This window comes from Natronomonas salsuginis, assembly GCF_005239135.1.
Lineage (GTDB): Archaea > Halobacteriota > Halobacteria > Halobacteriales > Haloarculaceae > Natronomonas > Natronomonas salsuginis.
The window spans coordinates 305,784-332,496 of sequence record NZ_QKNX01000001.1; the positions used below are offsets into that span (position 1 = coordinate 305,784).

Sequence of the window (26,713 nt, forward strand, 5' to 3'; positions counted from 1 at the left end):
AGACGTTTTTGATCTGATCTTACTAGTCGTCAGCTGCAGCAGCTCTAACCTCGTCCCAGCGACCCTGCGATTCGAGGTGTGCCTGGAGTTCGGCCGCATACTCGGAGACGAGTCGCTTCGCGGTCTCTAACCGGTCCTCGTCGACGCCGCCGGAGCCGCCGTTGCCGTCGAGTCCGAGCATGTCTCGGATCGATCCGAGTATGCCATCGGAGCCGGATTCGGATTCCGGCGCTCCCATCGGGGTCATGTTCGCGACCTTCTCGATTTCGGGCATCATCCCACGGAGTTCATCCGTTCTGGCGACGATCTCCGCCGCGTCCTCGTCCTCCGGGTTCTCGATTTCGAACGTCGTCGCGGTCATGATGAGCCCCCACTCCTGACGGGTAAAGGGTGAACTCTCGATCCGCGATGCGAACTCGCCGTCGACGGTCATCCGATCGCCGACGACCATGTCCTGCCAATCGGTCATACGACGGCGTAGTTCCCCCGTGGTCTTATAGTCGGGCGCTCTGGAGCGAGCTACCGGAGCGAATCGTGGGCGAACAGGTGGCGCGGAGACTGTCCGACGGCCACGCTAGGTCGAATGTCGGACAGCCGCTGAGTCGGGCATACCGGATCTGGCCGCGTTTTGGTATAAAAATGGTCGTTCACGGAGTACCCGATCGCGAGGGGCGACCGTGCGTTGTCGGGGCTCAGAACGCGTCCGGTGTGAGTTCTATTTCGGCGTGAAGCGACTCCTTCACCGCGTCGTGGATGTGACAGATCTCCTCGCCGAGTTCGATCACGTCGTCGACCTCCTCGTCCGTGAGATCCGCCTCGACGTAGATGTGGAACCGAATGCCGGTGAGGTCGTCGCTGTCGTTGAGATCCGCCTCCGCGGACGTCTCGATCTTCCCGAGGTCGATGTCGAGCCGTCGGTTCGCCCCCGCTCTGCAGGCGAACGAGAAACAGGAGGCGTAGTCGGCGACCAACACTTCGTTCGGGGTCGGCCCGTCTCCCCCGGTGGCGTCGATGCTGAGCTCGAATTCGCCGGCTCGGCTCAGTGCGTGATACTTCTCTTCGTTGACGGTGGTCGTCTCGATATCGGCCATAGCAACCGTCTATGCTCGGCGAACACATAAAAAGATACGCCGGATCGACGCGATCGACGCGCGACGCCAACGGGACGCGTTGCTCGTCCGACTACTCGAGCGTGAACGATTCGTCGCCGTCGAGAATAACGGGCTCCGCCTTGGCACCGGCAGCTTTCAGTTCCCGCTCGAAGTCTTCGGTGTCGATCTCGATGGGCGGGAACGTATCGTAGTGCATCGGCGCGGCGTAATCGGCACTCACCCAGTCCGCCGCAATCGCGGCCTGCGCCGGGCCCATGGTGAAGTGATCGCCGGCGGGAAACGCGGCGAAGTCGGGTTCGAGGAACGGGCCGATGACTTCGCGCATCTCGACCATGAGACTAGTGTCGCCAGCGTGATAGAACGCCGTGCTATCGGGGTCGGACTCCTGTGTTGGCTTTTTATCGGAGATGACGAATCCGGCCGGCATCCCGGCGGAGCTTTCGTAATCCGTTTCGATGCCGTTCGAGTGGTCGGCTCGAACCATCGTGACCCACGCGTCGCCGCATTCGACGGTTCCACCGAGATTCATCCCCATACCGCCGACGGCGTCCTCGAAGCCGAAGTTGTCGGTCGCATAGCTGACGAGTTCGGGCGTGGCGACGAGCGTCGCGTCGCTGAAGGCGTCCGCGTCCGCGATGTGGTCCGCGTGGCCGTGCGTCAAGAGGACGTAGTCGGGCTCGTCCACGTCGTCCGGATCCAGCTCCGTCTTCGGGTTGTCGAAGAACGGATCGATGAGTAGATCGGTGCCATCGACGCTGACGTACCACGTTGAGTGGCCGTGCCAAGTGAGTTCCATCACGGACCGAACTACTCCACACATCGCCTTAATAGTAGGTGCCGGGCCGTACATCGGGGCGTAACCGTCGGAGTTAGAACCGACGACCACGAGAGGGCGCGTATGGAAATACGACGGGTCGACAGCGACGCCGAACTCGAGGACGCGCTCTCGGTGCGTCGAACAGTGTTTATAAACGAACAGGGAGTTCCCGAGCACAGAGAACTCGACGGGATGGACGCAGAAGCGACGCACTTCGTCGCGTACGACGACGACGAGCCGATCGGGACCGCGCGTCTCCGTCGGTACGATGGGGATGACCGTTCGACCGCCAAAATCGAGCGGGTCGCCGTCATCGAGGCGCGTCGCGCGGAGGGTATTGGTCGCGATCTGATGTGCGCCGTCGAGCGCGCCGCGCGCGAGATCGGATACGAGAAGCTCGTGTTACACGCACAGGTCCCGGTCGTCTCATTTTACACGGAACTCGGGTACAAAACGGTTGGCGAGGAGTTCGAGGACGCCGGCATCCCGCATCGAGAGATGACGAAGGTGCTTCGGTGACTGGTCGAGTCGCCCGGGAGTACTTATAGTGCGCCGTCCGTCGACCCGGGTATGCGACAGATTCGTTTCCGAGATCCGGACGGCGACGTTCGATACGGTGAGCTGATAGACGACGGGACGATCCGTGCCGATCCGATCCGGACAGGTCGCGTCACGGACGCGGTCGAGACGTTCGAGATGGAGTCGATCGAGGTTCTCCCACCGTGTGATCCCTCCAAGATCGTCTGTGTCGGGCGGAACTACGCCGATCACGCCGAAGAGATGGGCAACGAGATCCCCGACCGGCCGCTGTTGTTCCTCAAATCACCGAACGCGGTCGCGAGCCACGGGTCGACGGTCGAACTCCTCACGGGCATCGAAACGCTCGACCACGAGGCCGAACTCGGCGTCGTCATCGCCGAGCGCTGTCGGCACGTCTCAGCCGACGACGCCGACGGCGTCATCGCCGGATACACCTGCGTCAACGATATCTCGAACCGCGACGACCAGCGGCGCGAGACGAACTGGGTCAGGGGAAAATCGTTCGACGACTCGGCACCGATCGGTCCAGTCATCGCCGCCCCCGAAAACGTGCCGGACGACGCGTCGGTCCGTTGTCGCGTCAACGGCGAACTCAGACAGGACGGCTCGCGTGACCAGTTCATCTTCTCGGTCCCGGAACTGATCGAGGAGATCACGGCGTACATGACCCTCGAAGCCGGCGACGTCATCTCGACGGGGACGCCCGAGGGCGTCGGTCCGCTCGCGGACGGCGACACAGTCGAGATCGAGGTCGAGGGCGTCGGGACGCTCGAAAATCAGGTTCGAATTCCCTGAGCATCTCAGGCCGCTAGAAGAGCGGAGCGGGACTACCGAGCAGTCCGGCCACGACGAGGAGTCCGACGGCAAAGAGGGCGGCGAGACGGTAGAACGGTCTGGCGTTTCGCGCCGGCTCGCGGATCTTCTTTTCGGCAACGCCGCGGTTCGCCTTGGCGCTCCCGATCTCGACGAGCGCAGCGAGACCGAGCCACAGCGCCAGCATCGTCAACACGAGGTAGCCGCTCGGCGTGCCGGTCAGCGTCTCCGCCGAGTACAGGGTGCCGGCGAGATGCCCGCCAGTGACGAACGACAGGAGTGCGCTGATCCGCGTGACCCACTGGAGCTTCGAGACGACCCCACCGAACGCCTCGGGGGAGAGCTCACCGTCGATCGCGAGCGGAAGCACTGCCGCGGCGACGAACAGAACCGATCCAGCCCACAGCGCCGCGAAGGCGGTGTGGACGGTGTACATCGCAGTATCTACAACCATACGAGGTCCGCGTCCGGGACCATCTTATAAGCCATCGTCTCGGAACCGCCCCGCGGCGCTTTTATGCGACGGTTCGCATCGTTCGGTATGGACCTCCGGGACGCGTTCGGCCCGAGCGGCGTCGTCTCGATCGTCGGAGCGGGCGGGAAGAAATCGACGCTGTACGCGCTCGCCTCGGAGTTGGAGCGCGCCGTCGTCACCGCGACGGTCCGAATTCCCGTCTTCGACGATCGAGTCGAGCGGCTCGTGGTCACAGGCGACCCCGCGCGAACCGTCCGGACGAACGACGCGTGGCCCCTCGGCGTCGTTCCCGGACGTGACGACGACCGCGAGCGGTACCTCGGATACGATCTCGAAACAGTCGACGTGCTTGCGTCGGCGACCGACGCGCCCATTTTGCTCAAAGCTGACGGAGCGCGAACCCGGTGGCTCAAAGCGCCCAACGACGACGAGCCGCAGATCCCGTCGACGACCGACCTCGTGATTCCGGTCGCGAGCGCTCGAGTCGTTGGGGAGTCACTCGACGCGCGGCGCGTCCATCGCCCCGAGCGCGTCGCGGCGATCACCGGACGAACGGTCGGTGAGTCGGTTCGTGCTGAGGATCTGGTCACGGTGTTGACGCACGATCGAGGCGGTCTGAAACACGTTCCGTCGGACGCTCGGGTCGTCCCGCTGATAAACATGGTCGACGATGAGACGCTGGTATCGACGGGGCGTGAGGTCGCTACCGAGCTTCTCTCGCACCCACGGATCGACCGGGTCGTACTCGGACGGATGGATCGAGGACGAGCGGTCGATGTCGTCGAATAGCCGGACGTGCGGCTACGACAGCCGACCGTCGGCCCACATGACGTCTTCGGGGGTGTCGACGCTGTCGAAACTGTCGAGTGAGCCGTATTCGAGCAGTTCATCGCGAGCGACGACCACTCGGTCGAGCGACGAAATCGGCTCGATGATCCGCGGATTTTCGTGCTGTAACGCTCGGTCACACGCTTCGACGGCCGGTTCTGCCCGATACACGGCGTGGAGCGGCTCGAACCACTCATCCGGCCGCGGGATGGCCACGTCGTGTCCGGTCGCACGCTCGAAGAGGTGCGTGATGAGGTCGGGATCGAGAAACGGCATGTCGGCGGCGACGACGACGGCGTACTCGGTTTCGACGGCTTCGAGCCCCCGCTCGATACCGGCGACGGGGCCGCGGTCGGGAACGTCGTCCACGGCGAATCGCGTCTCTACGTCGAGTCCGTCGAGCGCCTCGGCGATCGCTTCGCGCTGGTCGTCGCGACAATTGACGATCAGTTCGTCGGTCACCGCGGCCAGCCGATCCGCGACGCGTCGTATCAACGGTGTGCCGGCGACGCTCACGACCGTCTTTTCAGGTTCGCCCATTCGCACCGACCGTCCGCCGGCGACGATTACGCCACTCCGTCGAGTCATGATCCGTCTGCTCCGGCTTCGTCGGCTTCGATCGGATCGATCCGCACGCTCGCGATCTTGTACTCGGGGATCCCGCTCGTCGGATCGTACCGCTCGCCGGTCAGCGTGTTGACCGCTCCGTCTGCGAAGTGCATCGGGACGAAGACGACGCCCTCCCCGGGGCGATCCGTGACGGTTGCTCGCACGTCGATGTGCCCGCGCTCGGATTCGACGCGGACCGTCTCGCCGTCGTCGATGCCCAACGCCTCCGCCGTCTCGGGGTGGATCTCGACGAAGCTCTCGGGAGCGTGGTCCGTGATCTCCTCGACGCGACGGGTGAGCGTCCCCGTGTGGAAGTGATACAGCAGCCGCCCCGTCGTCAGCGTCAGCGGGTACTCCTCGTCGGGGAGTTCGCCCGGTTCGCCCATGTCGGCGGGGACGAACCGCGCCTTCCCGTCGGGGAAGTTGAAGCCGTCCCCGTAGAGGAACCGCGTCCCCGGATGATCCGCGTCCGGACAGGGCCGCTGAATCCCGCCCTCGCGCTCGATCCGTTCGTGGCTCATTCCGCCGTAGATCGGCGTGAGGTCGGTCAGCTCGTCGAATATCTCCGTCGGATTCCGATAGTCCCAACGATCGCCGTCGTGGTCGATCCGGTCGGCGAGCGACTGGAGGATCTCCCAGTCCTGCCGCGCGCCTCCCGGCGGGTCGAGCGCCTTGCCGACCCGCTGGACCCGTCGCTCGGTGTTGGTGAACGTCCCCGATTTCTCCGCGAACGCGGCGGCCGGTAGGACGACGTCGGCGTGTTCAGCCGTCTCGGTCATGAACAGGTCCTGCACGACGAGGAAGTCGGTCGTGTCGAGCGCCTCACGGGCGTGCGTGATATCGGGCTCCGAGAGCGCCGGATTCTCGCCCATCACGTAGAGGGCGCGAACGTCGCCGTCGTGGATCGCTTCGAACGTCTCCGTGACCTTCAGACCGACCTCGTCCGGCGGTCGAACGCCCCACGCGTCCTCGAACCGATCCAGCGCCGCCTCGTCGGTCACGTCCTGGTACCCGGGCAGTGTGTTCGGCAGCGTTCCCATGTCCCCGCCGCCGCCCTGGACGTTATTGTGCCCGCGGAACGGCGAGAGGCCGGCGTTTGGCTTCCCGACGTTGCCCGTGAGCAACGCGAGGTTCGCCATCGCCCGGACGTTGTTCGTGCCGTGAGAGTGCTGTGTGAGCCCCATTGCCCACCCGAAGACGACCGAACCTGCGGTCGCGATCCGTTCCGCGGCCTCGGTCAGTTCGTCGGCCGGAATCTCGGTCAGTTCCTCGACCGCTTCAGGCGTGAACGGCTCGACTTTCGATCGGAGCGCGTCGAAGTCGCGGACGTTCGCCTCGACGAACTCGGCGTCGTGAAGGCCTTCCTCGATGATGTGGCGAGCCATCCCGTTCATCCAGGCGATGTCGTAGCCGGGCTTCGGTCGCAGGTACTGGTCGGCGTGCTCGGCGATCCCGACCTTCCGCGGATCGACGACGACGAGCTCCGCGCCGTCGCGGACGTTCCGTTTCACCTTCGTCGCCAACACGGGGTGTGATTCCGTCGTGTTCGTCCCAGAGAACAGGTAGCAGTCGGCGTTCGAGACGTCCTCGATGCTGTTGGACATCGCGCCGTAGCCGACGGTACCGAGGAGCGCCGCCACCGTCGAGGAGTGACACAGCCGCGCGCAGTTGTCGATGTTCTTCGTCCCGAGCACCGCGCGGGCGAACTTCTGCATTAGGTAGTCCTCCTCGTTCGTGCACTTCGAGGAGGCGAAGCAGGCGATCGAGTCGGGACCGTAGTCGTCTCGCGCCCCTTCGAGTTCCGACGCCACCCTGTCGAGTGCTTCAGCCCACGATGCCTCGCGGAAGCCGTCGCCGTCGCGTATCAGCGGCGTGTCGAGCCGGTCGTCCCGCTCGATGAACCCGTAGCCGAACTTCCCCTTCACGCAGGTCGAGAAGTCATTTGCGGGGGCGGCGTCGGGATCGGTCGCCCGCACTCCGAGAACCCGCTCGTCGTCGCTGTAGAGTTCGAACCGACAGCCGACCGCACAGTACCCGCAGGTCGTCTCGGTCCGATCGAGTCGGTGCAGCCTGGCGTCGCCGACACGCTTTGCGATCCCGAAGAGGATCCCCTCCGAAAAGACATCGGCGGCGACGCTCTCGGCGGCGTGTTCGCCCGTTTTGACGGCGCGATCGCCGGCTGCGCGGGCGATCGATCCCACGGTGTCTTTCGCTCGGTGCATGAATCCCGCGACGCCGGTAGGGGCCGGCTCGCCGGCCTCGGCGTCTCGCTTTCGATCCCGCTCGGACCGCAGTTCGCTTCCGACTGAATTTCGCTGCGTAAATCCCGGCAGCGGCAGCGTCGTCGCGTCGACGAGTCCGTCTTCGACGAGGCTGCCGGTCGGACACACCGTGGCGCAGTGCCCACAGGAGACACACTCCGAATCGGCCATCGTCTCGGCGTCGGTCTGAAAGCCGATCCGCGTGTCCTCCCCCGAACCTTCGAGGCGAAGGACGCCCTCGACCTGCACGTCGTTGCAGGCGTCGACGCAGCGGTTACAGAGGATACACTTGTTGCGGTCAATGTAGATCGCGGCCGTCGCGTCGAGCGGTTCGTACGCGTCGCGGTCGTCGAAGACGCCGTATCTGGGGTGTGAGACGCCCGCCTCGATCGCCGTGTCCTGCAGTTCGCATCGCCCGTTCTTCCCGCAAGTCGTACAGCGGAGGTTGTGATCCGAGAGGACGAGATCGAGGTTGACCGACCGCGCCTCCGCGGCCGCCGGGGCTTCGGTGTCGACGACCGCGCCGTCCGTCGCCGGGGTCGAACAGGCCGCGACGATACCCTCGCCGTCGAGGTGGACGACGCAGGTTCGGCAGGTCGATCGCGGGCCGATCTCCTCGGCGGCCTCGGTGTTGCGGTCGTAGTGACAGAGCGCGGGCACGTCTCGTCCGGCGGTTTCGATCGCATCCAGCAGCGTCGCATCCGACGGGACGACGACCGTCTCGCCGTCGACGGTGAGCGTGACCGGGGCGTCGGCTCCCGGACGCCGGTCGTCCCGGCGCTCGGGCCGCGGCGGGTCGGATGCGGTCCCCGACCGGAACGTCTCCGTCAGCGGCGTTCCCGAGCGGGAGTCGTTGAGTTCCGGAACGCCCGGCATCGGCGCGTCGACTGGCTCGTCGGCGCTCATCTGAACCCCTCACAGGATCCCGTCGGACAGCGTCCCTCGGCGTGGGCTCGAAACTCCGGTTCGAAGGCGTCCAGGGCCGTTCGAATGGGGCGAGCGGCCGCCGCCCCGAACGCGCAGAGGCTCGTCGTCCGCATGACGCGGGCGAGCGTCCGCAGTCCGTCGGCGTCGAAGTCGCCGTCGTAGATCTCACGGAGCGCACCGTGCAGTTGCTTCGAGCCCTCCCGACAGGGAACACACCGCCCGCAGTTCTCCTCGCGGGCGAACGCCGCGCGCTCCCCGACCGTCGCGACGACACAGTCGTCGGGGGCGAGGACCTCGATGACGCCCTCCGTTCCGAGGTCCGCGGCCTCGAGCGCCGGTGCGCTCGCCGGAACGTCGAGCGTCTCCGTCACGCCGCCGAAGCGGCCGCCGATCACGTACCGATCACCGTCCGTCTCGACGGCGTCCAGCGCGTCGGAAAGTGGACAATTCGACGATAGTTCGACCGCCGCGGGCGTCGACACGGCACCTCGAACCGTGAACAGCCGAGTATCGCTGACCGAGGCGGTGTCGTCCGCCAGCAGCGCGCGGATCTGTAACAGCGTCCGCGGCGTGTGGACGATCGTCGGCCGACCGTATAGGCCCCATTTCTCGGGCCCCGGCGGCCGCCGTCTGGCTTCGATTCGGTCGCTCCCCTCCAGCGCTTCGAGCGCCATCGTCGGCTCGCCGACGCGGAAGGACGCCGGCGCGGTCCGAATCGTGACCTCGGATTCGACGGCGTCGAGGGGCTCACTCGCTCCGTCGCTCGCGAGGGCGACGACGTCCGGCGCGCCGACGGCGTCGGCGACGATCGACGCGGCGTCCAGAACGTGTCCGGCCGCCCCTTGACACAATAGTTCGTCCGCGGGGGCGTCCGTATCGGCCGCGTGTACCACGACGACCGGGTCGCCCGACGCGTTCCGAGCGCGTTCCCACAGATCTGAGACGGACGCATCCCGTGCTCCGTCCGCGCGTCCGCGTCCGAGAAGCCCCGCCGCGGTGACTCGCGAGCGGATCGTGTCTGGTTCGTGCTCGTCGGCGGTCGGTCGCGGCGTCTCCGTCGGGGCGATCCACCCGCACGGACCGAGAATCTGCCGAGTACCGACTGAGAGCGGTCCCGAGTCGGGAACTGGGAGCGTTTTAATTTCGGGATCGTGTTCGACGACCGCGTCGGCGGCGTCGGTCGACACGTCGCCAGCCGCAAGGGCGGTGACAAGGTCGAACGCCTCCTCGGGCGTTGGGGTCGCGTGAAACGCGGTCGTTCCGTCGATCGTACATAGCCCCAGCGAACTCGGCGACCCGGTCGGGCCGACCGAGAGCACCGACACCGTGCCCTCGGCGGCCGCTTCGGCGGCCTCGAGAACGACAGTCCTGTCGGGCGTGTCGGCCGACACCCGGATCGTCGGGGCGGAGTCGTCCCCCGTCACAGACATACCCGACGGTTAGATGGACGAGTGATAAGCGTTGGCACCGAACGGTTGGCTCTCGGTTCGTTGAGCACGTTTTAAGGCCTGTGACCCGCTTATTAAATCCATGCACACACGGGATCTGTCGGAGCACGTCGCCTACGAGGCTGGTAGAGGGATCGAGGAGGTGGCCCGCGAGCTGGGCATCGATCCCGCGAACCTAATAAAACTCTCATCGAACGAGAACGCCTTCGGCCCCGCACCGAAGGCGATCGAGGCGATCAAAGCGCGCGCGCCGTCGGTACACAGCTATCCGAAGTCCTCGGCCGCAGATCTCAGAGCGCGGCTGGCCGAGCGTCACGACGTCGCGTCCGAACAGATATGGCTCGCCAACGGCGGCGACGGAGCCATCGACTGTCTCTCCCGAGCGATGATCCGCCCCGGTGACGGGGTTCTCGTCCCCGATCCCGGTTTCGCCTACTACGGGATGAGCTCGCGGTATCACCACGGATCGGTGGGAACGTATCCGATCCGAAAGGCCGAGGACTTCGAGCAGTCGGCCGAAACCGTCTTGAACCACTACGACGGCGAACGGATCGTCTATCTCACGAGTCCGCACAATCCGACCGGCAGCGAGATGTCCGCCTCGGACGTCGAGACCATCGCGACAGACACCGACGAGGAGACGCTCGTCGTCGTCGACGAGGCGTACGTCGAGTACTCCGATTCACCCTCGGCGATCGAACTCATCGACGGCCGCGACGACATCGCGGTCATTCGGACGTTTTCGAAGGTGTACGGGCTGGCTGGACTCCGGCTCGGCTTTGCGGTCGTGCCCGAGGCGTGGGCGGATGCGTACGCCCGCGTCAACACGCCCTTCGCGGCCTCCGAGATCGCCTGTCGGGCCGGCCTCGCCGCGCTCGACGACGACGAGCACATCGAAAAGACCATCGAAACGGCCGCGTGGGCCAGAGCGTACATCTACGAGACGTTCGACGGGCCGACCTGGGAGAGTGCCGGGAACTTTGTTCTCTGTGAGGTTGGTGACGGCGGCGCGGTGACCGAGGCGGCCCAGCGAGAGGGGATTATTGTCCGCGATACGACGTCGTTCGGGCTCCCCGAGTGCGTCCGGATCACCTGCGGGACGCGCGAGGAAACGAAGCGCGCAGTGGAGGTGTTCAACGGCCTCGTATGAGGGTCGCCGTCACGGGCACGCCGGGCGTGGGAAAGACGACCGCGACGGGTCGCGTCGACGCCACGCTCGACGTCGTGAATCTGAACGATCTCGTTCGCGACGAGGGGCTGACGAGCGGCACGGACGCCGACCGCGGAAGTCTCATCGCGGATCTCGACGCGGTCGCCGATCGACTCGCCGGTCGAGACGACGTGCTCGTCGAGTCCCACCTCGCACACCATCTCGACGCCGACCGCGTGATCGTGTTGCGCTGTCGCCCGGACGCACTCGAATCGCGCCTGCTCGAACGCGGAGAGTCAGCGGAGAAGGCCGCTGAAAACGCCGAAGCTGAAGCGATCGACGTGATACTTTCGGAGGCGGTCGATCGCCACGGCCTCGACTCAGTCTACGAGATCGACACCACTGATCGATCGCCCGAGTCGGTCGCCGAGTCGATCGAGGCCGTGCTGCTCGGCGAACGCGAGGCGTCGGCCGGAACGGTAGATTTCACCGGGTATCTATGACGCTCGACGGACTCCGCCACCTGGCGGAGCGGCTGCTCGAACCCTTCGTCGATGGAGCGGATCGTGTCGGTCTCACGCCCGACGGGATCAGCGTTATCGCGTTCGGGTTCGCCGTCCTCGCCGGCGGTTCGTACGCCGCCGCCGGGACACCGGTTTCAGGCTACGACCCGTCACCGACTCTCTACGTCGCCGGCGCGTTCTTCGTCTTCCTGAACGGCTGGATGGACCTCCTCGACGGTGCCTTGGCTCGACGGCAGGGAACCGATTCGATGTCGGGGGACCTATTGGATCACGTCCTCGATCGTTACGCCGACATCGTTATCATCGCCGGGCTCGCGGCGGGTATCGAATCGTTCTTCATCGGCTTTCTCGCGATCACGGGCGTGTTAATGACCTCGTACCTCGGCACACAGGCGCAGGCCGTCGGGCTCGATCGAGTGTACGGCGGACTGGTCGGTCGCGCGGACCGACTCGCGATCATCGGCGTCGTGACGGCCGTATCCGGCGTCTTCACTGCCACGTTCGCTGGCTTGACGCTCGTCGGCTGGCTCCTCGTCTTCCTAGCGGCCGTGGGACACTTGACTGCGCTCCAGCGGTTCTACGGTTCGATGCGCGCGCTGGATTGAGACGGCATCCGGACGGCGTAGGCGGAAAACCCTTTTGTGCCGACGCGGTAAGTCCAGATATGGTCCAGTGTGAGATGTGCGGCACCGAAACGGGGTCGCCGAAGACGGTCAAGATCGAGGGGGCCGAACTCGAGGTGTGTGACGACTGTGCCGACTTCGGGACGGAGGTCCGGACGGAGCAGCCGTCGTCGTCGTCGACGAAGTACTCGACCTCGTCCTCCTCGGGGTCGGGATCGTCGGCGTCGTCGCGTGGATCGTCCGGGACGTCTGGCGGCGGTGGTAGCGGCCAGCGCCGAGACATGTTCGACGAGATGGACGAGGTCGTCCAGGATTACGACGACCGGATTCGCACGGCTCGGGAATCGAAGGGGCTGACCCAAGAGGAGCTCGCAAAACAGCTCAATGAAAAGGCGAGCCTCATTCGGAAACTGGAACGCGGCGACGTGTTGCCGAGCGATAGCGTCCAGCGAAAGTTGGAGCGGGAACTCGGTATCGATCTCACGATGGGGGGGTCCGGCGACGACGATGCCGAGTGGTCGGCCGGGTCATCGACGAGCGGGACGACGCTCGGCGACGTCGTCAAGCGAAAGGACTGATACTCGGTTACCCCTCGTTCTCGAACACTACGTCGTCCACGTCCGGATTTACGGAGGATCGAGGAGAAAGCCCCGTGCGTTATCGCGGGGATGAATCCGACGATAGGGACGCTCTCCACGAGTTTTATAATACCTGACAGCACATCGTTGGGTAAGCACATCGGACGAAAATTGGAGTTGGATTGGGGTCTCCACTGGCACAAAGCAACCCTGCGTCGGATGTTCTACTCGACCAGCGTGGTCGAGTCAGGTCGATGGCACGGCCAGTGAGGTACAAGCGGATGTCCAAGCACACCACGCCTCAAACGAGGCCCGACGCACTACTCACGAACCACAGCCGAGCCCTCGATGGTCTCGGTCAGAGTGCCTTCGGGGACGGAGGAACGACCGGCGTGCTGTCCCACGAGGGAATCCCCGCCCTTCAGCGCGGAGAGGATGTGAAAGGGGACTGCTGATGTCGAGCGGACCCAGGTGAGTCTAACACAACACCGAATTGAAACGCCGCGGGGCTCGTCCTCGGCGTCTTGGCGATCATGTCGCGACGACCAGAAAATCCAACACGGAATCGAAGCTCCTCGATCGCGAACCCTGCAACGACGATCGCGACGGTCGCCTCCTGATCGCGGTCTCCGCGATCGCCGAGTGAACCGGGCGGCGACGGCGCCCCTCGGGGGATCGTCCGTCAGTTCACTGCGCGTCGAGCACCGATTTCTCCGAATAGGTCGTCCCGCAGGCGCAGGCCGCGTAGCCGTGACACACGTCGCCTTCGGCGTAGATTCCGCCAACCGCCTCGTTCTGTTCTTCGACGAACGCGAAGACGAACTTGACGTAGTGGTCGTCCGAGCCGTCGGCGTCGGGGCACGTCCCGCCCGTGCAGTCGTCGTCGATTTCGCCCTCCGTGTTCATCGCCATCCCGGCGAAATCCATCGCGTCGAGGCCCGTGGCTCGCTGGAACGCGGCGCGTCCGTCGTCGCCCGGAAGCACCAACACGACGCCGTCGTCGACGCGAACGCCGATCTCCGCCAGTTCTTCGATCGATCCGACGCCCTCCTCGTGGAGGTAGATCAGGATGTCGTCGGGGCGCTCCCCGCGGAGGAACGCGGCATACCGGTCCTCGTTTACCCCCTCCTCGTCACCCATCGATACTCCCCCCAGAGCCTGCGGACGCTGCGCTCTCCGTGTAGCGATCGAACATAACGATCGGCGTTACTCGTCCTCGCCGCCGTCTTCGTTCTCGCCGAGTATCGACTCGATCGATTCGTCGCCCTGGGAAGCGATCTTCGCGTTGATCTGTCGCGTCTCGTCGGAGACCTCCGCGCCGCGGACGGTGATTCGTTTTCGCTCGCCCTCGACGGTCGGTTTGAAACCGATGCCGCCGGTCGAGAGGAGTTGTTTCGTCCTGTCGCCGGAGACCTCGCTGTGCATCGGTCGGCCGGCTTTATCGGAGCCGCCGGTGATCTCGAGCTCGTAGCCCGGCAGGCCGACCGCGTCGCCGTCGACCGTCTCGCCGATCGATCGCCCGATGAATCGGTTCGCGTCCTGTCCGTCAACCTCGAACGAGTACGTGGTCCCGTCGTCGTCGCCGACGATGACCTGGAAGTCTGCCATACGCGATGAAACTGGGCGCGACGGCAAAAGGGTATTGAAACGACGGGACGCCGATCCGGGAGCGTCCGGATCGACGGGGCCTCGCTTGGGAGCGTTTATGCCGCTTCGTCCCGATCAGTCGTCGTGGAGACGACACAACGCCAATCGCCGATGCGTGGGGTCGTTCGATGAACCGTCGTCGGTGGCTCTCGGGCCTCGCCACGGGACTGTCCGCCGCCCTCGCCGGCTGTCTCGGGGCTGACGACCGAGACGAGCCCCGCCGGGAACCGCTCGATCCGGGGATTGGGAACGTCCCGATGTTTCAGTACGACCGCTCGAACACCGGGCGGGCGACTGCGGCTGGGCCACGAGTCGGCGACGAGCGCTGGCGGTTTCAGACGGCCGGTCAGGTCCGCTCGTCCCCGGCAGTCGTCGACGGCGTCGTCTACGTCGGCGGCGGGAACCGGCTGTACGCCCTCGATGCGGTCGACGGCGAACCGCTGTGGTCGTTCGAGACGGACGGTGACGTGTACGCCTCGCCGGCGGTCGCCGACGGAACGGTCTATATCGGCACCCGCGGCGGCCGAGTGTATGCTCTCGGTGCCGCTGACGGGACGGAGCGCTGGAGCATCGAGACGAACGGGGCAGTGGACGCGTCGCCGTCGATCGCTGACGGCGTCGTCTACGTCGCCAGTCGAGCGACCGACGGCCGCGTGTACGCACTGAGGGCGGCAGACGGATCGACGCGGTGGGAGTTCCGGACCGAGTACCGTGTGGTTTCCTCACCGGCCGTGACGGATAGAGCCGTGTTCGTCGGCGGCTGGGACGCTGCCGTGTACGCGATCGACGTTGACGAGGGGACGGAACGGTGGCGCATCGAGACCAAACAACCCGTTCTCTCGTCACCGGCGATCGCCAACGAGACCGTCTTCGTCGGCGGCAACGACCAGCGGATCGCGGCGTTGGCGACGGCCGATGGGGCTGAACGCTGGCGCGTCGAAACGAACGGCACCGCAGCGACGCCCGCCGTGGCGGACGGGACGGTCTACGTCGGCAGCGACGCGAACGCCGGCCGGTGCTACGCCCTCGATGTGACCGACGGCACCGAACGGTGGCAGGTCGACGTGGGTGCCGCCGTCAGCACGCCCGCATCGATCACCGCTGAAACGATCTATTTCGGCCAAACGGACGGAACCGTAACCGCGCTCCGTGCGAGCGACGGGAACGAGCGGTGGCGATTCACGACCGACGATGCGGTTCGATCGGCACCGACAGTGGCTGACGGGGCGGTCTACGTTGGGAGCGACGATGGGCGGCTCTATGCGCTCGGTGCGACCGACTGATTCGACTCGATCGACCTATCCTGGCACCAGCCGACCTCGGCATCGCCCCCGGCAATCGGTACTCACAACAGCGTCGCCGCCGTCGCGACGAGCCACATCGCCATCAGCAGAGCGAAGAAAATAGCGAGAATCTTCTGTCTGTCCATACCGCCTTGTATTCCTCCAGTTGATATAATTCCCCCGCTCAATCCGGCGGGCCGAACCGAAAGGCGGTTTGGCGTTCCATCGGAACGATCCATCGATGCGAGACGGACCGACCCGAGCGACGCTCCCGGTGATCGTCGCGTCCGCGACGCTGACAGTGATGGCCGGGGCGGTGTTGGGGCCGGTGGTTCCGGGGATCCAAGACGGGGTGGGCGTCTCCGAATCGCTCGCGGGGCTCATCATCACGACGCACGGCGCGTTCATCGTCTTGGCGAGTCCGATCGCTGGCGCGCTCATCGATCGCTACGGCCCGCGTCGCCCCTATCTCGCCGGGCTCGGGATCTACGCGCTCGGCGGCGGCGCGGGGCTCTTCATCGACTCGTTCCTCCCGCTTTTGGCCTCTCGAGCGATACTTGGCGTCGGCGTCGCGTTCGTCTACACGGCGATCACAGTGTTGATCTACGACCTGTACCGCGGCGATCGGATGGACCGCGCGCTGGGACTCCGGAGCGGGGCGAACAGCGCCGGCGCGGCCGTCTGGCCGCTCGTCGGCGGCGCGCTGGGCGTCGTGTCCTGGCAGTTCCCCTTCGCGGTGTATCTCCTCGCGGTCCCGCTCGGCGTGGTGGCGCTGGCGGCGATCCCGAACACCGGACGGGGCGGGAGCGACGTGGCCACGGACGGCGACGGACTCAGCGCCGCGACGGAGCGGTCCGGCGCGCTCGGCGTCCTCCGTCGTCGCCCCGCGCTCCTCGCCGTCTATCTTCTCTACTTCGCGGCGAATGCGCTTCTGTACGCGGTCGTCGTCTTTTACCCGCAGCTGCTCACCGGGATCGGGATCGATTCGTCGTTCGGAATCGGCCTGTATCTCTCGGCGAACGGGATCGCGGGGGGTGTCGCGGGCGTCCTCTACGGTCGCCTCAAGGGGCAGTTCGGCGCCCACCCGCTGGTGGCGGCGGCGTTCGGGCTGTGGATCGTCGCGTTCGCGCTCGCAACTGTGGTCGCATCCCCCCTCGAGGCGTTCGCTCCCGTCGTCCTGATCGGGGTGGGGATCGGTCTCGTCTTCCCGTCGACGTTCGTCTGGGTCGAGTCGCTGGCTCCCACGGCACAACAGGGGCAGTTCGGTTCCTACGTCGCCATGGCCGGCTACGTCGGTCAGTTCGTCTCGCCGGTCGCGTTCGGCCCTCTCGTCGCGCCGTTCGGGGTCCGCGCCGTGTTCGCCGCCGCGGCGCTCGTCGCTGTCGTTGGCCTCGCCTCGTTCGCCGCTGCCGTCCGACGGTAATTCGGCCGCTAGTCCACGCGAGCGTCGACGACGCCGTGGAGGACGCCGGCGCTGTGGGTCTTCACCTGCCGAGTGTCGAGCACGTCGACGGTGCGCCCGGCCGCGGCGGCGGCCGTCCGGAGCCGCTCGACGGGGCGCTCGGGAAACCGTGGCTCGGGCGTCGCCTCGTGGAGGTGGACGATCCCGTCCGGAACGAGCGCGTCGAGCGCCGATTCCAGATACGCGTGGGCCTCGTAGTACCCCATCACGATCCGGTCGGCGGTCGTCTCGACCGTCCGGCAGTCGCCTAACACGGCGCGGACGTTCTCGGTCACGCCGTTCAACTGCGCGTTCTCGACGAGCCAGCGATACGAGACGGGATCGATCTCGGCCGCCGTCACCGACGCGCCAGCGCGGGCCATTGGGAGCGCGAAGTAGCCGATGCCGGCGAACATGTCGAAGACGCGTTCGCCCGACTCGACGACCTCGCCCATCCGGGCGCGCTCGACCTTGTTCCCCGGCGAGAACATCACCTCGGCGAGATCGAGGGCGTATCGCGTGCCGTGTTCCGTGTGGATCGTCTCCGTTTCGCCCACGCCGGCGACGACCTCCCCCGAGGGGTCCCGGCGCGTGCCGGCGATCCCGCCGCGCGCCACCACCGTGTCGGCCTCGCCGTGCAGTTCGAGGAGCGCGTCGCCGATCGCCTCGCGAGCGGGCCGATCGATCGTCTCGTCGTTGGACACGTCGCCGAAATCGACCAGCACGACGCTGCCGATCACCGCCCACGACGAGGGCGCGGCGTCGACGACGTCGTCGGCCGTCCCGCGCGCTTTGAGGAGGTCACCGAGGCCGCGCTCGCGGGGCGGGAGGTGGGTCTCGACGAGATCGTCGATCTCGGCCTCGGTCGGCGCGTCCAGCACCGGGACCGCCGTGCTGTCGTCGTCGTACGGCTCGATCCGACGACTCGAATCGTAGACGCCCTCGGCGCGGAGCGACTCGACGACCGATTCGGTTCGCGACTTTCGGACGATCGCCGCCAGATCACTCATCGTCGTCTGGGTCGGGGAGGACGTGGAGCCCGTTTCGGTGTTTGAACACTCTGACCGTGTCGGCGTCGGGGTCCATATACGACGGACGCGGGATCGTCTTCGCCTCGAACGTCTCGGGGTCGAGCACCTGCACGGCGCGTTCGTCTTCGACCGTCACGACCGTCGTCTCCTCGCCGTCGGCGCGCTCGCCGAGTTTGCGCGCTTCGGGGTCGATCCCCTCTTCGAACGAGGCCTCGTAGCGCTCGCCGGTCGCCAGCCGCGTCCCCTTGAGATTGCCGTGGGCGCTCCGCACGAGCACGGGACCGCCGTCGTCGTCGAGATCGATCACGTCGCCCGGCGTGTACGGCGGCAATCGTGCGGTAAACGTCACCCGATAGACCTCGTTGCCGTCGCCATCCTCGGTGACGAGTGTCGGCGCTTCGGAGACAGATCCGCCCAACTCGGCGACGATCCGCTTTGCGATCCCCTGGCCCATCTGGTTCGTCGAGATCTTCATGTCGACGCCGTCGTCGGTTCGCGTCGTCTCCGTAATAAAGGCGTTTCTGTCGCCCGTGGCCTCCCGATCGGCGATGTAGGATTCGGCGATCTCGACCGCGCGGTCGTTCTCCTCGGGCGTCGGCTCGCGGTCCGTCCCCCGAACTTGGATGATACTGGCGTAGTAGTCGCCGGCGATGCGGCCGCACCGATCGCAGGTCTGTCTCGCGATGTACACCGGCACCGTCACCTCCTCGGAGATCGGCGTTTCGCGGACGCGGCCGCCGAACAGACAGTGCATCCGGATCGTGTTCTGGTCGACCTGCTCGGGGTCGACGCCCCACTCCACTTCGTCGGCATCGACGTGGACCGACAGCCGCTCGGCCGTCTCCTCGACGGCAACCTCGGTGTAGTCGCGCGCGCCGACATCGACCCACCGGTTGCCGCGGTGGAGCGCGCCGCACTGACTGCAGACTCGGATCTCGATTCGATCGGGGGCGTCGACGAGGTCGAACGACTCGAAGTAACAGCCGTCACAGAGGACGGCGTCGGGATCGCGCGGCCCGCCGGGGAGGTCGACCTCCGGCGCGCGCTCGATCTCGTCGCCACAGCGCGGACAGAACTCGCCCGATCGTGACCCGGAACTCATTGCGCACGGTAGCGCCCCGAGGCTGTTAAGCGGCCCGGACCGCGTTCACCGCCGCCGCTTCGGCGTGGCGCGTCGGCCACGTACCCCGCGGTCCCGATCGAGCGCCGTCGAGAGCAACGTCCGCTCGGCCTTCCGGAGATGCTCTTGCAGCGTCGCCCGGCTGATGTCGAGCGCCTCGGCGAGCTCGGCGCTCTTGATATCTCTGGGCCACTCGTAGTAGCCGCGATCGAGCGCCTCGGCCAACACGGTTCGCTGTCGGTCGGTCATCGACGGCTCTCGCCCCGTGCCGAACTCCTCGAGCTTTCCGAGCGTCACCGTCCCGAACGACGACAGGTCCTCGATGATCGCCTTGAGGTCCTCGCGGCGGAATAGCAACACGTTGTACTCCCGGTGGGTGCCCTTGATGGTGTTCGACCGTCGCAACGTCCCGTGGTTGCGATAGATCGCCGAGTAGGCTCCACAGGAGGGTTTCGTCACCAGCAGGTTTGTCTCGTCGAGCCGATCGACGTGCTCGACGTGGTCGGCCGCCTCCAGTTCTCGCTGGAAGGCGTTCGCGTCCGTCTCCGCTCCCGCCCGGAGGACGAACGTGACCGAGCCGTCGCGAACTTCCTCGATCTCGATCGGAACGGGGTCGTCGGCGTCGGCCGTGAGCCGGCGCAGGATGCATTCGCGGTGTTGCTCGAAGTGGATCGTCGCGGTGAACATCTCGGTGCGTCGCCGTAAGCATCGGCGCGAACGGATAAAAGTCTGCGGCCGTCGGTGGCGAATCGGCCCATCCGCGTTCGGATCGTCCGAACTGCTCACCGTCGGCCGGTTCCGGCGTATCGATCGACTCTCGGTCTCTGGAAGCCCCCACCGCATACACCATAAAAAGAGCCAACAGGTGTTGGGAGAACGCTTACCCCCCGCTCGCGAGTCTTTCAAAGCGTACGATATCACATGACACACAACCTCGGCGTGGACGTCGGTGGGACCTTCACCGACGTGATCGTCTTCGACGAGACCACCCACGACCTCACCATCGAGAAGGTCCTCTCGACGCCTGAAAACCCCTCGCAGGGCGTACTCACGGGCATCGAATCCGCCACGGAAAAGGCCGGCACCACCGTCTCGGAGCTCGATCTCCTCTTTCACGGCACGACCGTCGTGACGAACATGCTACTCGAGGAGACCGGTTCCCGCGTCGGGCTCATCACCTCGGCGGGCCACGAGGACATCCTCCACTTGGCCCGCGCGTGGACGCCCGGACCGCTGTACGGCTGGATGGCCATGGAGAAGCCGGACCCGCTGGCGGACCTGGTCGACACTCGCGGCGTCTCGGGCTCGATCAGCTCCCCCGATGGGGCGGTATCCGAATCGCTCGACGAGACCGAGGTCCGAGAGGCCGTCAACGAACTCGCGGATTCGGGCGTCGAGTCGCTGACCGTCGCGTTGCTCAACGCCTATCTCAACCCTGTCCACGAGGAGCGGATCCGCGAGATCGTCGCGGAGGAAGCGCCCGATCTACCGGTGTCGATCTCCTCGGAGATCGTCCCCGAGTACGGCGAGTACGAACGGACGCTCACGACGGTGATCAACGACTACGCCCGCCCGCAGGTGATCCGGTATCTGGACGACCTCGACGACTCGCTGGAGGCCGCGGGGTCGTCAGCGAAGATGAACGTCGTCCGCTCGGACGGCGGGCTGATGAGCTCGCGCGCGGCGAAGAACCACCCCGTCGAACTCGCGCTGTCGGGACCGAGTGGTGGCGTCGTCGGCGCCGCGACGATCGCCGGCACGAAGGGCGTCCCGGACGTGCTGACGCTGGACATGGGCGGCACCTCGACGGACGTCTCGCTCGTCGAGGACGGCACCCCCGAGACGAGCCGACAGACCAAGGTCGGCTATCGGGAGTTCAAATCCCGCTCCGTCGACGTGAACACCGTCGGCGCGGGCGGCGGATCGATCGCTCGCGTCCAGCTGAGCGGCTCGCTGCAGGTCGGCCCCGAGTCGGCGGGCGCGGACCCCGGTCCGGCCTGCTACGGCCAGGGCGGCGAGGAGCCCACCGTCACCGACGCGAACGTCGTCCTGGGTCGCATCCCCTCGACGGTCCAACTCGGCGGGCGGATGGACCTCGATCGGGACGCTGCCCACGAGGCCATCGCGACGATCGCCGAGGAGCGCGGGACCTCGGTCGAGGAGGCCGCCCAGGCGATCCTCGACATCGTCAACGAGAACATGCACGGCGCGCTCCGAGTCGTCTCCGTCGAGCGCGGCTACGATCCCCGCGACTTCGGACTCGTGGCCTTCGGGGGCGCGGGCCCGATGCACGCCAACGCCCTCGCGGACGTGATGGGCGCGTATCCGCTCATCATTCCGCCGGGCCCCGGCGTCATGTCGGCGTTCGGCTTTCTCACCTCCGACATCCAAAACGAGTTCGCCGAGACCTACCTCGAGACGGATCTCGACGTCGACGGCGAGGACGTCCACGACGAACTCCGTACGCTCCGCGAGGAGGCAACGGAGTGGCTCGATTCGGAGGGCGTCGACGAGGCCGACCACGCCTTCGAGTACTACGCGGAGTGTCGGTACTTCCGTCAGGACATCCGGATGTCGATCCCCGTCGACGTCGACAACCTGCGGAGCGACACCGGCCTCGCGGAGATCAAAGACGACTTCGAGACGCGTCACGAGCGCCAGTTCGGGTTCGCGCTCGACGCGCCGCTCGAAATCGCCAATCTCAGAGTGATCGGCAAGGGGACCGTCGAGGGCGTCGCGATCGACGAACACGAGCTCGCCGACGCCGATCCCAGCGCCGCCGAGGTCGGCACCGAGTCGATCTACTTCGACGGTGAGTATCGAGAGACGCCGGTGTACGACCGAACCGATCTGCTGCCCGGAAACGAGCTGTCGGGCCCGGCCATCGTCGTCGACGACGACTCGACGGTCGTCGTCCAGCCCGATCACGTCGCGACGATCGATCGCTACGCGAACATCGAGATCAACAGAGGTGAGTCCCAATGAGCACCACGCCCGACTTCGTCGGCGACCACGACATCGATCAGACGACACTCGACATCATCGAGAGCACGCTCGCGAACACCAGAGAGGAGATGGACCGGGTCGTCGAGACGACGGCGATCAGCCCCGTCATCCGCGAGCAGTCCGACCAGTTCCCGCTCATCGCCGACCGGAAGGGTCGGATGGTGATGGGGCAGTTCGGCTCGGCCATCGACACGATCATCGAGAACTCGCCGTTCGAGGTCGACGACTTAGAGGACGGCGACGTGATCGCGACCAACGATCCGTACATGTGCGCCGGCGCGGTGTCACACACGCCGGACATGCTGTTGCTCCGGCCGATCTTCTACGACGGCGACCTCGTCGGTTACTCGAGCCAGTGGGGGAACCTGATGGACGTCGGCGGGAAGACGCCGGGCAGCATGCCCGTCCAGGCGCGGACGATCTTCGAGGAGGGAATGCGGCTCCCGCCCGTCAAGCTGTACAAACAGGGGGAGTTTGACTCCGAACTGCTGGAGACGTTCGCGCACAACACCCGCCTACCCGAGCACGCCGAGGCCGATATCAAGGCGCTCGCGGCGGGGACGAAGGCCGCCGAAACGCGCGTTCACGGGCTCTGCGATCGGTTCGGCAAGGAGACGTACGTCGAAGGGTGCGACGCCATCCTCGATCGGACCCGTGACGGCATGATCGATCTCATCCGCGAGTTCGTCCCGGAGGGCGAACGCTACACGTTCGAGGACTACGTCGACGACGACGGGATGGGCAACGGGCCGATCAAACTCCACCTCGAGATCTACCGGGAGGGCGACACCGTCCACCTCGATTGGACCGGCACGGACGAGCAGGTCCCGGGGACGGTGAACTTCCTGTTGAACGAGAAGATGTTCAAGATGTTCACCGGGGTCTTTCTCATCATGGCGTTCGACCCGCTGCTCACGTTCAACGACGGCTACTACGACCTCTTCGAGGTGACGCTGCCCGAGGGGTCGGTCGTCCAACCGGAGTTCCCGGCGGCGCTCGGCAACCGCCTGCCGATGATGGCCCGGCAGTTCGACGTGCTGCAGGCGACGTTCTCGAAGCTCATCGACGGCTTCTCCGTGGCCGGCAGCTACGGCACCTCGCCAAACCTCGTCTACGCCGGTACGGACTCGGAGGGCAACGACTTCCAGATGCTCGAGATCCTCTACGGCGGGATCCCGGCCCGCCCGGGCGGCGACGGCCTCGACGGCCACTCGTGGTGGCCGCTGTTCCGGACGGTGCCCGCGGAGTACCAGGAGGCGTACTACCCGCTGACGATCGACGAGTACAGCACTCGAGCCGACACAGGCGGCCCCGGCGAGTTCCGCGGCGGCCACGGCATCACGAAGGTGTACACCTTCGAGGAGCCGGGCGCGATCACCTTCCAGGACGACCGCGCACACACCTATCCGTGGGGCGTCGACGGCGGTACACACGCCGAGCGGAGCCAAAAGCGCCTCGTCCGCGCCGACGGCTCCGAGGAGACATTGCCGTCGAAAGTCGAGAACGTCCCGGTCGCGGCTGGCGACAAACTCGTCTTCAGCACCGCCGGTGGCGGTGGCCTGGGCGATCCGCTCGACCGCGACCCCGACGTCGTGGCGACCGAAGTCCGGCGAGGGCTCGTCTCCGAATCGGCCGCCGAATCGGCGTACGGCGTCGTCCTGTCCGACGGCGCGGTCGATGCGGACGCGACCGAGGCGCGCCGCGAGGCGATCCGCGCCGACCGCGATGACCCGCCGGAGTTCGACTACGGCCCGCTCCCGGACGAGGAAGACCTCGAAGCCGAGATCGCCGCCGAACGCCGCGAGTTCGAGGACGGAGACCGGTGATGGCGAAGCGATGACCGATCCGGAAACGACGGCCGAAGTGCGGGAGCGGTACGGGGTCGGCGCGTTCGGCGAGCGCGTCGGAGTGGGCGACAGACCGGCGCTCGTCGTCGTCGACCTGATAAACGCCTTCACGGACCCGGACACCAATCTCGGCTCCGAGCTCGGAGGCATGCTCGATCGGGTCGCCGTACTCCTCGACGCGTTCCGCGCACACGACCTGCCCCGGTACTTCACCACGATCGCCTTCGAGGACTCGTACGGCGACGCCGGTCGCTTCGTCGAGAAGGTCCCGGCGCTCCGCGAACTCCGGCTCGGCACCGAGGCCGTCGAGGTCGACGACCGAGTCGAGCCGATCGGCGACGAACGGGTGATCCTAAAAAAGTACGCCAGCGCCTTCTTCGGCACCGATCTGAGCACCGAACTGACCACCGACGGCGTCGACACGCTCGTCGTTACCGGCGTGACGACGAGCGGCTGCGTTCGGGCGACGGCCGTCGACAGCCTGCAACACGGCTATCGGACGATCGTCCCCGCTGACGCCGTCGGCGACCGGGCCGACGAGCCTCACCGGGCGAACCTCTTCGACATCGACGCGAAGTACGGCGACGTGGTCGCGTCGGCGGACGTGATCGACCACCTCGAGGACGGTGAGGGATCGTGACTGCCGACGGTTCGATCGATATCGGTTTGACGAACGAGGGGGAATCGACGCTATGACGACGTACGGCGACACGCTCAGAGACCGGCTCGCGCGCGACGAACTGCTGGTCTGTCCGGGCGTCCACGACCCCCTGACAGCCGCGGTGGCCGACCACGTCGGCTTCGACGTCATCTACATGACCGGCTACGGGACCTCGCTGTCGAAGATCGGTTACCCCGACGGCGGTTTCATCACGATGCCCGAGATGATCGAGAACGCCGGAAACATCCAAGAGCGGATCGATGTGCCGCTCATCGCCGACGCGGACAACGGCTACGGTAACGCGACGAACGTGATTCGGACAGTCCGAGAGTACATCAAAGCCGGCGTCGGCGGGATCCACATCGAGGATCAGACGTTCCCGAAGCGCTGCGGGCACACGAAGGGCCGACAGGTGATCCCGAGAGAGGAGGCCGTCGGCAAGATCGCGGCTGCGGCCGACGTCCGCGACGAGCGTGACGAGGGGTTCGTCATCATCGCGCGGACCGACGCTCGCGGGACGGGCGGCGGCTCCCTCGACGAGGGTATCGAGCGGGTCAACGCCTTTCTCGACGCGGGGGCGGATGTCGCCTTCGTCGAGGGGCCGACGGACGAGGCAGAACTCGAACGCGTCGGCCGAGCGGTCGAGGGCCCTCTCGTGTACAACTTCGTCGGCGACCTCGGGACCTCGCCGTACGTCGATCTCGACGACCTCGAGTCGTGGGGCTTCGACATCGTGCTGTTCCCGATCGTCTCGACGCTATCGACGATCGCGAACGTCCACGCCGACCTGTCGGTGTTCGCCGACGACCCCGTCGAGTCGATGCGGCGCGTCGACGAGGCGTTCTCAGGGACACCAGTCGGCAGTCTCCACGAGTTCTCGGGGTTTCCGGAGGTCCTCGAGTGGGAGAGCGCCTATCTCCCCGAATCCGACCGCGAGAAGTACGAGGGTTCGATCGGCGACGAGCTCGACGGCTAGTCGCACCCTTTCGCTACTGATAGCCCTCGGTCAGGCTCTCGACGTACTTCGCGACCACGTCGACCTCGAGGTGGACGGGATCGCCGATCGACTTCTCCGAGAGCGTCGTCAGCTCGTAGGTCGCCGGGATGATCGCGACAGTGAACTCCTCCTCGTCGAGCGCCGCGACAGTCAGCGAGATGCCGTCGATAGCGATCGAGCCCTTCTCGACGACGTACCGCCGTAACTCGTCCGGCAGGGAGAAGCCGAACGTCCAGTCGCCGCCGACCTGCTCGATGTGGGTGACGTCGCCGACGCCGTCGACGTGTCCCTGCACGAAGTGGCCGTCGAAGCGCCCGTCTGCGGGAAGCGCGCGCTCGAGGTTGACCCGGTCGCCGACCGCGACGGCGTCGAGGTACGTTCGCTCGAGCGTCTCCGCCGAGAGATACAGCTCGAACGTGTCGTCGTCGAACTCCTCGACGGTGAGGCAGGCACCGCTTATCGCGACGCTTTGTCCGTACTCGAGTTCGTCACAGAACGGCGCGGTGACGCGAAGCCGCCGTCCCTCGTCGGTGTCCTCTATCGAGACAATTTCGCCCGTCGACTCGACGATTCCGGTGAACATACCGTCGGCTTGGGTCGTCGATGCCGAAAGGCTATCGTCATCGGCGACCGGCGGCGGTGTGTCGGCTTCGCTTCGTTCAGTCGCCGCTCGCGGGGACGCTGCCGGGTCCGACGGTTCGGCGATCCCCGACGTGAACCGATCCGTCGCTACCGACCGTGATATCACAGCCAGCGTACGCGAACGACACCTCGCCGTCCGTCATCCCGTTTATAAGTGAGTCGAGCGCGCCAGGATCGATCTGATCGTACAGCGGCGGAAGTTCCGTCTCGTCTCGGTGCGTTCTCCTCGCGACCGCCCGCACGACGCCTTCCGATACCTGTAGTTCTCCCCCAACCATACCCACCAGATCGATCCCCGCATATATATGCCCACGATCGAACTCACCGCTCGAA

At 66.2% G+C, this 26,713-nt stretch carries 27 protein-coding genes; 13 read left to right on the forward strand and 14 right to left on the reverse strand.

Annotated elements, in window-relative coordinates:
* Positions 1–22 precede the first annotated feature (22 nt).
* The 3 genes from DM868_RS01795 to DM868_RS01805 form a co-directional block, all read right to left on the reverse strand.
* Positions 23–469, reverse strand: coding sequence for a DUF5799 family protein (locus DM868_RS01795; protein WP_137275145.1), 447 nt, complete (start codon positions 467–469; stop codon positions 23–25).
* 223 nt (positions 470–692) lie between these two features.
* On the reverse strand, positions 693–1,091 hold the full coding sequence (locus tag DM868_RS01800) for an OsmC family protein (RefSeq protein WP_137275146.1): 399 nt from the start codon (positions 1,089–1,091) through the stop codon (positions 693–695).
* 91 nt (positions 1,092–1,182) lie between these two features.
* Positions 1,183–1,908 carry a metal-dependent hydrolase gene (locus tag DM868_RS01805; RefSeq protein ID WP_137275147.1) on the reverse strand — a complete coding sequence of 242 codons (726 nt, stop codon included), beginning with the start codon at positions 1,906–1,908 and terminating at the stop codon, positions 1,183–1,185.
* A 102-nt stretch (positions 1,909–2,010) separates the two neighbouring features.
* On the opposite strand from DM868_RS01805, the gene DM868_RS01810 reads away from it, so the two are divergent.
* Together DM868_RS01810 and DM868_RS01815 are read left to right on the forward strand one after the other, a co-directional pair.
* A complete protein-coding gene (locus DM868_RS01810) occupies positions 2,011–2,448 on the forward strand; it encodes a GNAT family N-acetyltransferase (RefSeq protein ID WP_137275148.1) in 438 nt (145 codons plus the stop codon).
* 51 nt (positions 2,449–2,499) lie between these two features.
* On the forward strand, positions 2,500–3,264 hold the full coding sequence (locus tag DM868_RS01815) for a fumarylacetoacetate hydrolase family protein (RefSeq protein ID WP_137275149.1): 765 nt from the start codon (positions 2,500–2,502) through the stop codon (positions 3,262–3,264).
* A gap of 13 nt (positions 3,265–3,277) precedes the next feature.
* Here DM868_RS01815 and DM868_RS01820 read toward each other — a convergent pair whose 3' ends face one another.
* Positions 3,278–3,736: a transporter gene (locus tag DM868_RS01820; protein WP_137275150.1), complete on the reverse strand. Its 459-nt coding sequence runs from the start codon at positions 3,734–3,736 to the stop codon at positions 3,278–3,280.
* A gap of 87 nt (positions 3,737–3,823) precedes the next feature.
* Here DM868_RS01820 and yqeC point away from each other — a divergent pair, with 87 nt between their 5' ends.
* Positions 3,824–4,546 (forward strand): selenium cofactor biosynthesis protein YqeC, encoded by a 723-nt coding sequence (gene yqeC / locus DM868_RS01825; RefSeq protein ID WP_137275151.1) that lies wholly within the window; start codon positions 3,824–3,826, stop codon positions 4,544–4,546.
* Positions 4,547–4,558: 12 nt separating this feature from the next.
* Here yqeC and mobA read toward each other — a convergent pair whose 3' ends face one another.
* From mobA to DM868_RS01840, 3 genes are read right to left on the reverse strand one after another with little or no spacing between them, the layout of a single operon-like run.
* Positions 4,559–5,173, reverse strand: coding sequence for a molybdenum cofactor guanylyltransferase (mobA, locus tag DM868_RS01830; RefSeq protein WP_137275152.1), 615 nt, complete (start codon positions 5,171–5,173; stop codon positions 4,559–4,561).
* Entirely contained in the window at positions 5,170–8,361 is a 3,192-nt protein-coding gene (gene fdhF / locus DM868_RS01835) for a formate dehydrogenase subunit alpha (RefSeq protein ID WP_137275153.1), read from the reverse strand. The genes mobA and fdhF overlap by 4 nt, the downstream gene beginning before the upstream one ends.
* Positions 8,358–9,812, reverse strand: coding sequence for an NADH-ubiquinone oxidoreductase-F iron-sulfur binding region domain-containing protein (locus tag DM868_RS01840; protein WP_137275154.1), 1,455 nt, complete (start codon positions 9,810–9,812; stop codon positions 8,358–8,360). Before DM868_RS01840 ends, fdhF begins: the two co-directional genes overlap by 4 nt.
* A 100-nt stretch (positions 9,813–9,912) precedes the next feature.
* Between DM868_RS01840 and hisC the strand changes: the two genes are divergently transcribed.
* From hisC to DM868_RS01860, 4 genes are read left to right on the forward strand one after another with little or no spacing between them, the layout of a single operon-like run.
* Positions 9,913–10,980: a histidinol-phosphate transaminase gene (gene hisC, locus DM868_RS01845; RefSeq protein ID WP_137275155.1), complete on the forward strand. Its 1,068-nt coding sequence runs from the start codon at positions 9,913–9,915 to the stop codon at positions 10,978–10,980.
* Positions 10,977–11,483: an adenylate kinase family protein gene (locus DM868_RS01850; protein WP_137275156.1), complete on the forward strand. Its 507-nt coding sequence runs from the start codon at positions 10,977–10,979 to the stop codon at positions 11,481–11,483. Before hisC ends, DM868_RS01850 begins: the two co-directional genes overlap by 4 nt.
* The gene (locus tag DM868_RS01855) at positions 11,480–12,109 is read left to right on the forward strand and encodes a CDP-alcohol phosphatidyltransferase family protein (protein ID WP_137275157.1); all 630 of its coding nucleotides are present in this window, start codon (positions 11,480–11,482) and stop codon (positions 12,107–12,109) included. Before DM868_RS01850 ends, DM868_RS01855 begins: the two co-directional genes overlap by 4 nt.
* A gap of 59 nt (positions 12,110–12,168) precedes the next feature.
* Positions 12,169–12,705 carry a multiprotein bridging factor aMBF1 gene (locus DM868_RS01860; protein WP_137275158.1) on the forward strand — a complete coding sequence of 179 codons (537 nt, stop codon included), beginning with the start codon at positions 12,169–12,171 and terminating at the stop codon, positions 12,703–12,705.
* A 687-nt stretch (positions 12,706–13,392) separates the two neighbouring features.
* Here DM868_RS01860 and DM868_RS01865 read toward each other — a convergent pair.
* On the reverse strand, positions 13,393–13,845 hold the full coding sequence (locus DM868_RS01865) for a DUF5807 family protein (RefSeq protein ID WP_137275159.1): 453 nt from the start codon (positions 13,843–13,845) through the stop codon (positions 13,393–13,395).
* Positions 13,846–13,911: 66 nt separating this feature from the next.
* Positions 13,912–14,313, reverse strand: a complete 402-nt coding sequence (locus DM868_RS01870; protein ID WP_137275160.1) for a 30S ribosomal protein S6e — start codon at positions 14,311–14,313, stop codon at positions 13,912–13,914.
* Between the two features lie 167 nt (positions 14,314–14,480).
* Between DM868_RS01870 and DM868_RS01875 the strand changes: the two genes are divergently transcribed.
* Both DM868_RS01875 and DM868_RS01880 read left to right on the forward strand, forming a co-directional pair.
* Entirely contained in the window at positions 14,481–15,635 is a 1,155-nt protein-coding gene (locus tag DM868_RS01875; RefSeq protein ID WP_137275161.1) for an outer membrane protein assembly factor BamB family protein, read from the forward strand.
* 241 nt (positions 15,636–15,876) lie between these two features.
* Positions 15,877–17,058 carry an MFS transporter gene (locus tag DM868_RS01880; protein WP_137275162.1) on the forward strand — a complete coding sequence of 394 codons (1,182 nt, stop codon included), beginning with the start codon at positions 15,877–15,879 and terminating at the stop codon, positions 17,056–17,058.
* Positions 17,059–17,066: 8 nt separating this feature from the next.
* Here the strand turns inward: DM868_RS01880 and DM868_RS01885 are convergent, their stop codons facing one another.
* From DM868_RS01885 to DM868_RS01895, 3 genes are read right to left on the reverse strand one after another with little or no spacing between them, the layout of a single operon-like run.
* The gene (locus DM868_RS01885) at positions 17,067–18,086 is read right to left on the reverse strand and encodes a class I SAM-dependent methyltransferase (RefSeq protein WP_137275163.1); all 1,020 of its coding nucleotides are present in this window, start codon (positions 18,084–18,086) and stop codon (positions 17,067–17,069) included.
* On the reverse strand, positions 18,079–19,209 hold the full coding sequence (locus DM868_RS01890; RefSeq protein ID WP_137275164.1) for a 60S ribosomal export protein NMD3: 1,131 nt from the start codon (positions 19,207–19,209) through the stop codon (positions 18,079–18,081). The genes DM868_RS01885 and DM868_RS01890 overlap by 8 nt, the downstream gene beginning before the upstream one ends.
* A gap of 45 nt (positions 19,210–19,254) precedes the next feature.
* A complete protein-coding gene (locus DM868_RS01895) occupies positions 19,255–19,914 on the reverse strand; it encodes a helix-turn-helix domain-containing protein (RefSeq protein ID WP_137275165.1) in 660 nt (219 codons plus the stop codon).
* Between the two features lie 234 nt (positions 19,915–20,148).
* On the opposite strand from DM868_RS01895, the gene DM868_RS01900 reads away from it, so the two are divergent.
* From DM868_RS01900 to DM868_RS01915, 4 genes are read left to right on the forward strand one after another with little or no spacing between them, the layout of a single operon-like run.
* A complete protein-coding gene (locus DM868_RS01900; RefSeq protein WP_137275166.1) occupies positions 20,149–22,212 on the forward strand; it encodes a hydantoinase/oxoprolinase family protein in 2,064 nt (687 codons plus the stop codon).
* Positions 22,209–24,059 (forward strand): hydantoinase B/oxoprolinase family protein, encoded by a 1,851-nt coding sequence (locus DM868_RS01905; protein WP_137275167.1) that lies wholly within the window; start codon positions 22,209–22,211, stop codon positions 24,057–24,059. The genes DM868_RS01900 and DM868_RS01905 overlap by 4 nt, the downstream gene beginning before the upstream one ends.
* Positions 24,060–24,069: 10 nt before the next feature.
* Complete coding sequence (locus tag DM868_RS01910) at positions 24,070–24,720, forward strand: isochorismatase family protein (protein WP_137275168.1); 651 nt, start codon at positions 24,070–24,072, stop codon at positions 24,718–24,720.
* A 52-nt stretch (positions 24,721–24,772) separates the two neighbouring features.
* Positions 24,773–25,717: an isocitrate lyase/PEP mutase family protein gene (locus DM868_RS01915; RefSeq protein WP_137275169.1), complete on the forward strand. Its 945-nt coding sequence runs from the start codon at positions 24,773–24,775 to the stop codon at positions 25,715–25,717.
* A gap of 13 nt (positions 25,718–25,730) precedes the next feature.
* Here DM868_RS01915 and DM868_RS01920 read toward each other — a convergent pair whose 3' ends face one another.
* Entirely contained in the window at positions 25,731–26,321 is a 591-nt protein-coding gene (locus DM868_RS01920; protein WP_137275170.1) for a riboflavin synthase, read from the reverse strand.
* Between the two features lie 76 nt (positions 26,322–26,397).
* Positions 26,398–26,658 carry a HalOD1 output domain-containing protein gene (locus tag DM868_RS01925; protein WP_137275171.1) on the reverse strand — a complete coding sequence of 87 codons (261 nt, stop codon included), beginning with the start codon at positions 26,656–26,658 and terminating at the stop codon, positions 26,398–26,400.
* Positions 26,659–26,713 lie beyond the last annotated feature (55 nt).

Excerpts from the sequence above, each read along its gene's own strand:
- DM868_RS01795 (WP_137275145.1), bottom strand. The coding sequence starts at position 469 with ATGACCGATTGGCAGGACATGGTCGTCGGCGATCGGATGACCGTCGAC.
- DM868_RS01800 (WP_137275146.1), bottom strand. The coding sequence starts at position 1,091 with ATGGCCGATATCGAGACGACCACCGTCAACGAAGAGAAGTATCACGCA.
- DM868_RS01805 (WP_137275147.1), bottom strand. The coding sequence starts at position 1,908 with ATGGAACTCACTTGGCACGGCCACTCAACGTGGTACGTCAGCGTCGAT.
- DM868_RS01810 (WP_137275148.1), top strand. The coding sequence starts at position 2,011 with ATGGAAATACGACGGGTCGACAGCGACGCCGAACTCGAGGACGCGCTC.
- DM868_RS01815 (WP_137275149.1), top strand. The coding sequence starts at position 2,500 with ATGCGACAGATTCGTTTCCGAGATCCGGACGGCGACGTTCGATACGGT.
- DM868_RS01820 (WP_137275150.1), bottom strand. The coding sequence starts at position 3,736 with ATGGTTGTAGATACTGCGATGTACACCGTCCACACCGCCTTCGCGGCG.
- yqeC (WP_137275151.1), top strand. The coding sequence starts at position 3,824 with ATGGACCTCCGGGACGCGTTCGGCCCGAGCGGCGTCGTCTCGATCGTC.
- mobA (WP_137275152.1), bottom strand. The coding sequence starts at position 5,173 with ATGACTCGACGGAGTGGCGTAATCGTCGCCGGCGGACGGTCGGTGCGA.
- fdhF (WP_137275153.1), bottom strand. The coding sequence starts at position 8,361 with ATGAGCGCCGACGAGCCAGTCGACGCGCCGATGCCGGGCGTTCCGGAA.
- DM868_RS01840 (WP_137275154.1), bottom strand. The coding sequence starts at position 9,812 with ATGTCTGTGACGGGGGACGACTCCGCCCCGACGATCCGGGTGTCGGCC.
- hisC (WP_137275155.1), top strand. The coding sequence starts at position 9,913 with ATGCACACACGGGATCTGTCGGAGCACGTCGCCTACGAGGCTGGTAGA.
- DM868_RS01850 (WP_137275156.1), top strand. The coding sequence starts at position 10,977 with ATGAGGGTCGCCGTCACGGGCACGCCGGGCGTGGGAAAGACGACCGCG.
- DM868_RS01855 (WP_137275157.1), top strand. The coding sequence starts at position 11,480 with ATGACGCTCGACGGACTCCGCCACCTGGCGGAGCGGCTGCTCGAACCC.
- DM868_RS01860 (WP_137275158.1), top strand. The coding sequence starts at position 12,169 with ATGGTCCAGTGTGAGATGTGCGGCACCGAAACGGGGTCGCCGAAGACG.
- DM868_RS01865 (WP_137275159.1), bottom strand. The coding sequence starts at position 13,845 with ATGGGTGACGAGGAGGGGGTAAACGAGGACCGGTATGCCGCGTTCCTC.
- DM868_RS01870 (WP_137275160.1), bottom strand. The coding sequence starts at position 14,313 with ATGGCAGACTTCCAGGTCATCGTCGGCGACGACGACGGGACCACGTAC.
- DM868_RS01875 (WP_137275161.1), top strand. The coding sequence starts at position 14,481 with ATGAACCGTCGTCGGTGGCTCTCGGGCCTCGCCACGGGACTGTCCGCC.
- DM868_RS01880 (WP_137275162.1), top strand. The coding sequence starts at position 15,877 with ATGCGAGACGGACCGACCCGAGCGACGCTCCCGGTGATCGTCGCGTCC.
- DM868_RS01885 (WP_137275163.1), bottom strand. The coding sequence starts at position 18,086 with ATGAGTGATCTGGCGGCGATCGTCCGAAAGTCGCGAACCGAATCGGTC.
- DM868_RS01890 (WP_137275164.1), bottom strand. The coding sequence starts at position 19,209 with ATGAGTTCCGGGTCACGATCGGGCGAGTTCTGTCCGCGCTGTGGCGAC.
- DM868_RS01895 (WP_137275165.1), bottom strand. The coding sequence starts at position 19,914 with ATGTTCACCGCGACGATCCACTTCGAGCAACACCGCGAATGCATCCTG.
- DM868_RS01900 (WP_137275166.1), top strand. The coding sequence starts at position 20,149 with ATGACACACAACCTCGGCGTGGACGTCGGTGGGACCTTCACCGACGTG.
- DM868_RS01905 (WP_137275167.1), top strand. The coding sequence starts at position 22,209 with ATGAGCACCACGCCCGACTTCGTCGGCGACCACGACATCGATCAGACG.
- DM868_RS01910 (WP_137275168.1), top strand. The coding sequence starts at position 24,070 with ATGACCGATCCGGAAACGACGGCCGAAGTGCGGGAGCGGTACGGGGTC.
- DM868_RS01915 (WP_137275169.1), top strand. The coding sequence starts at position 24,773 with ATGACGACGTACGGCGACACGCTCAGAGACCGGCTCGCGCGCGACGAA.
- DM868_RS01920 (WP_137275170.1), bottom strand. The coding sequence starts at position 26,321 with ATGTTCACCGGAATCGTCGAGTCGACGGGCGAAATTGTCTCGATAGAG.
- DM868_RS01925 (WP_137275171.1), bottom strand. The coding sequence starts at position 26,658 with ATGGTTGGGGGAGAACTACAGGTATCGGAAGGCGTCGTGCGGGCGGTC.